This window comes from Methylotenera sp. (genome assembly GCF_013141425.1).
In the GTDB taxonomy this organism is placed as follows: Bacteria; Pseudomonadota; Gammaproteobacteria; order Burkholderiales; family Methylophilaceae; genus Methylotenera.
Genome location: NZ_JABFRA010000073.1, coordinates 1 through 7,002, shown reverse-complemented (window position 1 = coordinate 7,002; position 7,002 = coordinate 1). Strand labels below are relative to the sequence as shown.

The window sequence follows — 7,002 nt, the reverse complement described above, 5'->3', positions numbered from 1 at the left end:
GCTTGCCTGATCCGCGTACTGTGGGTTCAGGTAACCCAGGGGCGACTAATGTATTGCGTAGTGGTAAAAAATTAGCCGCTGCGCTTACCTTGTTGGGCGATGTACTTAAAGGCTGGTTACCAGTTTGGTTGGCGTTGCAGTCTGATATGTTGATGTGGGTGGTGGCTTCTGTTGGTTTGGCGGTGTTTTTTGGGCATTTGTACCCGATTTTTTATAAGTTCAAAGGCGGCAAGGGCGTGGCTACTGCGCTGGGTGTGATGTTGGCAATTTCGCCATTACTCGGTTTAGCAGCAGTGGTGACGTGGATTGTAGTATTTGCTGTTTCGCGCTATTCATCGCTCGGTGCAATCGTGGCGGCTGCACTTGCACCAGTATATGCTTGGCTATTATTGTCGGCGTATAAAGACTACGTGATTGCGGTAGCTGTAATGGCTGTGATGCTGATTTGGCGCCACAGAAGCAATATTCAAAAGTTACTGGCAGGAACGGAAGCAGGATTCGGTAAAAAATAAAGTCATGCTGAACTCGTTTCAGTATCTTATTTAAGAAATAGCTTGCGGAGCAAGCGCGCAATAACTGTTTACGGTGCTTGCAGTTCTGCTAAATCCCACCTTGGACGCACGCTAAAACCATAACTTTTATTGCCATTACCTTGCATCGCTTTCAAGCGCATCGCGCCTGCAAAGGCAATCATCGCACCATTATCCGTACAAAATTCTAAACGAGGGTAACTTACTTTGCAAAGTTTACGTTTAGTTGCAGCATTCAATTTCTCGCGTAGTTTTGAATTTGCACCTACACCACCTGAGACCACTAAATTATCCAGACCAGTTTCACGCAAAGCGGTCATGCATTTCAGCGTTAATATTTCAGTCACGGCTTCCTGAAACTCCCAAGCAATGTCCGCTTTAGTTTGCAAGTCAAGATTTGTGTGAGCATTCACTAGCGTTAAAACGGCTGTTTTCAGTCCGCTAAAGCTAAAGTTCAAATCGCCACTATTTAATAATGGGCGCGGCAATTTGAAGCGTGCCATACCTTGCTCGGCGAGCTTAGCTAGCGCAGGGCCACCAGGGTAACCTAATCCTAATAGCTTGGCTGTTTTATCAAAAGCTTCACCAGCAGCATCATCTAAGGTGTCGCCTAGTAATTCATATTCACCAATGCCATCTACACGCATGAGTTGGCTGTGCCCTCCAGACACAAGTAAAGCAACAAATGGAAAAGCGGGCGGGTTTATTTCAAGCAAAGGCGCAAGTAAATGTCCTTCAAGATGGTGCACGTTAATAGTTGGAATTTGTAAGCTAAACGCGAGTGATTCGGCAAAACTCGTGCCAACTAGTAGCGCGCCAGATAAGCCAGGGCCTTGTGTGTAGGCAATGGCATTAATATCTTGCAGGGTTTTATTGGCAGCCTTAAGTACGTTTTCAGTGAGCGGTAGTACATGGCGAATATGGTCGCGTGAGGCGAGTTCAGGCACTACACCGCCGTATTCAGCATGCATTTCAACTTGCGAATGCAGTGCGTGGGCAAGCAAACCTTGCTCGGTATCGTATAATGCAATCCCTGTTTCATCGCAGGATGATTCCACACCTAAAATTAACATCTAATTAATTACTTTAAAGATTTTAAAAGTGGAATTATTGCGCATTTCGTCCTTATAATGTACAAAACTAATGGTAAATGCATAAAAGTAATTGAATAAAAACAATTATGCGATTAAAATAGTCGGCTTTTCTCAGTTTCCAAGCCGTAAGCGCGATGTGCGTTGGCTGAATTTTTGGGAATTTGAGCATCCCCTTATTTATTTTGTATTTAATTGTTTTTATAAGAGAGACCGAATGTCTAGTGTACGCGTAAAAGAAAATGAGCCGTTTGACGTTGCCCTTCGCCGTTTTAAACGCCTAATCGAAAAAACAGGTTTGTTGAATGATCTTCGCGCTCGCGAGTTCTACGAAAAGCCAACTTGGGAACGTAAACGTAAAGCTGCTGCTGCGGTTAAACGTCAATATCGTCGTTTATTAAAACAAACACTTCCAGCTAAACTTTACTAGTTCATAGTAAAAATGGCTGATACTAAACAAGCTGAAGAAAATGCAGGGGATGATGCTGCATTTTGGAGTTTGACAGATAAGTTTATTGGCTTTGCCAATGAGCAGGCTACAAGCAATGATGTGAGTGTAGTGAATGCGAGTTTTGCATTTGCATCAGCGCGCTTCAATACGTTTCTAATTGCCAGCCAGTGTGGTACTAAAGAAAATTTTGAAGCTGAAAAAGACGTTGCGTTAGAGTACTTTGTTAATCAATACAAAATTGCACTAACTGAACACATGGCTGATTATCAAGCTAAGTTCGATACCTACATCAAGACTGCCTAGGTTCTAATGAGTCTCAAAGCACAAATCACCGAAGATATGAAAACTGCGATGCGCGCTAAAGATAGCGCGCGTTTAGGTGCCATTCGTTTGTTGCAAGCTGCAATTAAGCAGCGCGAAGTGGATGAGCGTATTGAGTTGAGTGATGCAGATGTCATTTCTGCGATTGAAAAAATGCTTAAACAACGCCGCGATTCAATTGCTGCGTATGAATCAGCAAATAGAACAGACTTAGCTGATGTAGAAAAATACGAAGTAAGCGTGTTGCAAGAATACTTGCCACAACAACTGACTGAAGCAGAAATTCTCACTATATTAGACCAAGTGATTGCCGATACGGGCGCCGCTGGTGTAAAAGATATGGGTAAAGTCATGGCAACTATTAAACCATTGGTAGCAGGAAAAGCTGACATGGGAAAAATTTCAGGTTTCATTAAAACGCGTTTAGTTTAAGTGTAAAGCAAGTAAATTGAAAAATTAAAAGGAGCGATAAGCTCCTTTTTTTATTTAGTTTTGTAAATTCAGCTAAAATTACCTAACATCTTATAAAAGCAGAACACTTTGATTCCAGAGAGCTTTATTCAAGAATTATTAAATCGCGTCGATATTGTCGACGTGATAGATAAATGCACGCCCTTGAAAAAAGCGGGAGCAAATTATTCGGCATGCTGCCCATTTCATAACGAAAAATCTCCAAGCTTTACGGTAAGTCCAACCAAGCAGTTTTACCATTGCTTTGGCTGCGGTGCGCATGGTACGGCGGTTGGATTTTTAATGGAATACCAAGGCTTAAGCTTTGTTGAAGCAATTAACGAACTCGCCAGAATGGTTGGCATGATTGTGCCGCAAGAAACCCGTGACACGAGTAAGCCGGAGCATAAGGTGGTGTTGGGTTTGCAAGATTCTTTGCAGCAAGCCGCTCAATACTACAAAGCGGAGCTTAAGAAATCACCCCGTGCAATAGACTATTTAAAGAGTCGTGGTTTAAGCGGCCAAGTGGCTGCAAAGTTTCAAGTGGGTTATGCCCCTGCCGGGTGGCAAAATTTACAAAATATTTTTCCAAATTATGAAAGTGAAGCATTAAGCGTTGCGGGCTTAGTGGTGGAGAATGAGCAGGGCCGTCGATATGACCGGTTTCGTGACCGCGTAATGTTCCCGATTCATGACACAAAAGGTCAGGTCATTGGCTTTGGTGGTCGCGTAATTAATCCAGAAGATACTCCTAAATATTACAATTCTCCAGAAACGCCGCTATTTCAAAAAGGCCATGAGCTTTATGGCCTTTTTTTAGCGCGCCGTGCCATTCGTGATGCGGGCCGTGCTTTGGTGGTTGAAGGGTATATGGATGTGGTGGCGCTGGCTCAGTATGGTATTGAATATGCGGTTGCTGCCTTAGGTACGGCGACCACGCCATTTCATATTACCAAATTGATGCGCCAAACCGATGAAGTGGTTTTCTGTTTTGATGGTGACAATGCCGGCCGCACTGCAGCTTGGCGCGCCGCAATGAATGCCTTACCTGCACTCACCGATGGTTTGAAGCTCTCATTTTTATTTTTACCAAAAGAACATGATCCCGATTCTTACGTGCGTGAATTTGGCAAGGAAACATTTGAGCTGGAAATTAAGGCTGCAATGCCCTTGTCGCAATATATTCTTAAGCATCTGAGTGAAGATAACCCTTTGTTAAGTCAAGAGGATAAAGTGCGATTCTTAAATGATGCCGAACCCATTATGCAGCAGATTCATGCACCACGCAGTGCGATGTACTTACGCAAAAAGGTGGCTGAATTGGCTCAGTTATCCATAGATGAGATGCAAAGTTTGCTCAAGTTGCCCAATTTGACTAAAGCACCAGCGCAGGCTAGACCAAAGCTTACGCGTACAACAAGTTCGTTACATAAGCGGTTCTGCCTAACCATGCTTATGCGTCCAGAGCTTGCTTCTAAAGATGATTTGCAGTGGATAGTTGGAAATTCGGAGGATGAAATAATATTGCAGCAGACTATTGAAACTTGTTTAGTGCACCCTCATTCTAAACCAGTAGTGATTATGCGTGAGCTTGAACAGAAAGTTGACGCAGGAGTCATTCGTGAACTGGAACATGAACTCCATGCCCTAGATGAAACCATCGATTTGGCGAAAGAGCTTGCTGGCGCAAGGCAGCAATTGAAGCAGGTGTATTTGCAAAAAAATGAAAATGAACTGCTGGCGCACATAAGCGAAAAGCCGCTCAGTACGTTAACCGACAATGAGCGGAATTTACTTAAAAGTTTAGGTGCTAAGTCCAAGTCAAAATAGGGTTATTTTCTGCTATAATAGAGGGTTACAGAAATCATATTCATACTGTTTTCTTATAGCAAACAGTATGTGCATAAATTAGAGGTGTCTCATGGCAAGACCGAAAAAAAGCGAACAAGCAGCTGAAAAAAAGAAAATTGATTATGTAAGCCCAGAAATACAAGAGGCTACGGCAGAAGAGCGTCGCTCTCGTTTAAAATCATTGATCGTTTTAGGTAAAGAGCGCGGCTATTTAACTTATGCCGAGATTAACGATCACCTGCCAGACGATGTGCAAAACTCCGAACAAATCGATGGCATCATTGGTATGATCAATGACATGGGTATTCAGGTGTACGAAGAGGCGCCTGATGCTGAAGTATTGTTGATGTCTGATGCACCTCCAGCCGTAACTGATGAAGATGCCGTAGAAGAGGCCGAACAGGCACTCGCAACGGTAGATTCAGATTTTGGACGCACCACTGACCCTGTGCGTATGTACATGCGCGAGATGGGTACGGTCGATTTGCTAACGCGTGAAAGTGAAATTGAAATTGCACGCCGCATTGAAGATGGTCTAAAACATATGGTACAAGCCATTGCGGCATGTCCAACAACCATTGCCGCTTTATTGGCTTTGGTAGATAAGGTTGAAAATGACGAATTAAGTGTAGACGATTTGGTCGATGGCTTGATTGATTCTGACGTAGGCGCCGTTGCGGATGAAGCCATTGAATCTGCTGATGAAGAGCCAGAAGTAGATGACGACGTTGATGAAGATGAAGATGAAGATGGCGCTAAGGCAGCTGCCATTTCAGCGGAAGCATTAGCTAAATTAAAAGAAGAAGTTGTTAATCGTTTTACAGTAGTGCGTGCAGCGAATAAAAAAATGACTGAAATCTTGCCAGTTAGAGGCTCGCAAGACCCTGAATATCAGCTACTTTTGTCTGAAATTCTGGTTGAATTGACAGCATTCAGGTTTTCACCAAAACAAGTAGAAGGTCTATGTGATCAGGTGCGTGATTTGGTTGAAACGGTTCGCGGCCATGAGCGCAAAGTTTTGGATTTTTGTGTAGAAAAATCAGGCATGCCACGAGCACATTTTATTAAATCTTTTCCAGGCAATGAATGTAATCAAAACTGGTTGGCGGAGGAACTTAAAGTAGATAACCCCTATGTTGAAAAATTAACGCGTTATAACCATTCAGTTTTAGATCAGCAACAGCGATTGATTGACTTAGAAAAGAGCGTTGGTATTCCAATCAAAGAGCTAAAAGAAATTAACAAGCAAATGACCACGGGTGAGGCGCGAGCGCGCCGAGCTAAGCGTGAAATGATTGAGGCTAATTTGCGGTTAGTGATTTCAATCGCTAAAAAATACACAAATCGAGGCTTGCAATTCCTGGATCTTATTCAAGAAGGTAACATCGGCTTGATGAAAGCGGTGGATAAATTCGAATATCGCCGTGGTTTTAAATTCTCAACCTATGCCACTTGGTGGATTCGTCAGGCGATAACTCGGTCTATTGCTGACCAGGCACGTACCATCCGTATTCCTGTTCACATGATTGAAACAATAAATAAAATGAATCGTATCAGTCGCCAAATTCTACAAGAAACTGGAATCGAGCCAGACCCAGCACTATTGGCAGAAAAAATGGAAATGCCAGAAGACAAGATTCGTAAAATCTTGAAAATCAGCAAAGAACCAATTTCGATGGAAACACCAATCGGAGACGATGAAGATTCACATTTGGGCGACTTCATTGAAGATGGTCAGACCCTTGCGCCAGTAGATGCGGCAATCTACGCCAGTTTACGTGATGCCACAAGTGAGGTGTTGGAATCACTTACACCACGTGAAGCGAAGGTTTTACGTATGCGTTTTGGTATTGAAATGAATACTGACCATACGCTGGAAGAAGTTGGCAAACAGTTTGATGTTACACGTGAGCGCATTCGCCAAATTGAGGCAAAAGCGCTACGTAAATTGCGTCACCCAACACGCTCAGAAAGATTGCGTAGCTTTTTAGAAACAGGGCAAGATTAGTAACAATATTAACTTAAACAGGTTTTTGGCCCCTTAGCTCATGCTTGGTTAGAGCAGCGGACTCATAATCCGTTGGTGCTGTGTTCGACTCACAGAGGGGCCACCAAAAATAAAGGACTTGGAGAAATCTAGGTCCTTTTTTCTTTTTGTGGTGCGAGTGTATTGTTGGGCGCTTGATGGTCTGCTTTTGGGTAAGCTAATTATGCTGTCGTGGGGCAAGTTCGGGCCCGAAGCAGTCATTCAGCAACTTTCAAAAGCAAGATAATAATAATCAACTTTACTCACCACTCACACTAATCA

Annotated in this window: 7 protein-coding genes and 1 tRNA gene; 7 read left to right on the top strand and 1 reads right to left on the bottom strand. The window is 43.2% G+C overall.

Features of this window, described 5'->3' with window-relative positions; all coding sequences use genetic code 11:
• Nucleotides 1–512: glycerol-3-phosphate 1-O-acyltransferase PlsY (plsY, locus tag HOO90_RS06305; RefSeq protein WP_292840983.1), on the top strand; the 512-nt coding region annotated here is incomplete at its 5' end.
• A gap of 68 nt (nt 513–580) precedes the next feature.
• Here the strand turns inward: plsY and tsaD are convergent.
• Nucleotides 581–1,603, bottom strand: coding sequence for a tRNA (adenosine(37)-N6)-threonylcarbamoyltransferase complex transferase subunit TsaD (gene tsaD, locus HOO90_RS06300; RefSeq protein ID WP_292840980.1), 1,023 nt, complete (start codon nt 1,601–1,603; stop codon nt 581–583).
• 235 nt (nt 1,604–1,838) lie between these two features.
• Between tsaD and rpsU the strand changes: the two genes are divergently transcribed.
• The 6 genes from rpsU (at nt 1,839) to HOO90_RS06270 (ending at nt 6,808) form a co-directional block, all read left to right on the top strand.
• Nucleotides 1,839–2,051, top strand: a complete 213-nt coding sequence (rpsU, locus tag HOO90_RS06295; protein WP_013149160.1) for a 30S ribosomal protein S21 — start codon at nt 1,839–1,841, stop codon at nt 2,049–2,051.
• Nucleotides 2,052–2,063: 12 nt separating this feature from the next.
• On the top strand, nt 2,064–2,375 hold the full coding sequence (locus HOO90_RS06290) for a DUF3144 domain-containing protein (RefSeq protein WP_292840968.1): 312 nt from the start codon (nt 2,064–2,066) through the stop codon (nt 2,373–2,375).
• Between the two features lie 6 nt (nt 2,376–2,381).
• A complete protein-coding gene (locus HOO90_RS06285; RefSeq protein WP_292840965.1) occupies nt 2,382–2,825 on the top strand; it encodes a GatB/YqeY domain-containing protein in 444 nt (147 codons plus the stop codon).
• 108 nt (nt 2,826–2,933) lie between these two features.
• Entirely contained in the window at nt 2,934–4,673 is a 1,740-nt protein-coding gene (gene dnaG / locus HOO90_RS06280; RefSeq protein ID WP_292840962.1) for a DNA primase, read from the top strand.
• A gap of 91 nt (nt 4,674–4,764) precedes the next feature.
• The gene (gene rpoD / locus HOO90_RS06275) at nt 4,765–6,702 is read left to right on the top strand and encodes an RNA polymerase sigma factor RpoD (RefSeq protein WP_292840959.1); all 1,938 of its coding nucleotides are present in this window, start codon (nt 4,765–4,767) and stop codon (nt 6,700–6,702) included.
• A 27-nt stretch (nt 6,703–6,729) separates the two neighbouring features.
• Nucleotides 6,730–6,808, top strand: a tRNA-Ile gene (locus HOO90_RS06270).
• Nucleotides 6,809–7,002 lie beyond the last annotated feature (194 nt).

What these genes read in the sequence shown, in the direction of transcription:
- tsaD (WP_292840980.1), bottom strand. Translation starts at nt 1,603, where the DNA reads ATGTTAATTTTAGGTGTGGAATCATCCTGCGATGAAACAGGGATTGCA.
- rpsU (WP_013149160.1), top strand. Translation starts at nt 1,839, where the DNA reads ATGTCTAGTGTACGCGTAAAAGAAAATGAGCCGTTTGACGTTGCCCTT.
- HOO90_RS06290 (WP_292840968.1), top strand. Translation starts at nt 2,064, where the DNA reads ATGGCTGATACTAAACAAGCTGAAGAAAATGCAGGGGATGATGCTGCA.
- HOO90_RS06285 (WP_292840965.1), top strand. Translation starts at nt 2,382, where the DNA reads ATGAGTCTCAAAGCACAAATCACCGAAGATATGAAAACTGCGATGCGC.
- rpoD (WP_292840959.1), top strand. Translation starts at nt 4,765, where the DNA reads ATGGCAAGACCGAAAAAAAGCGAACAAGCAGCTGAAAAAAAGAAAATT.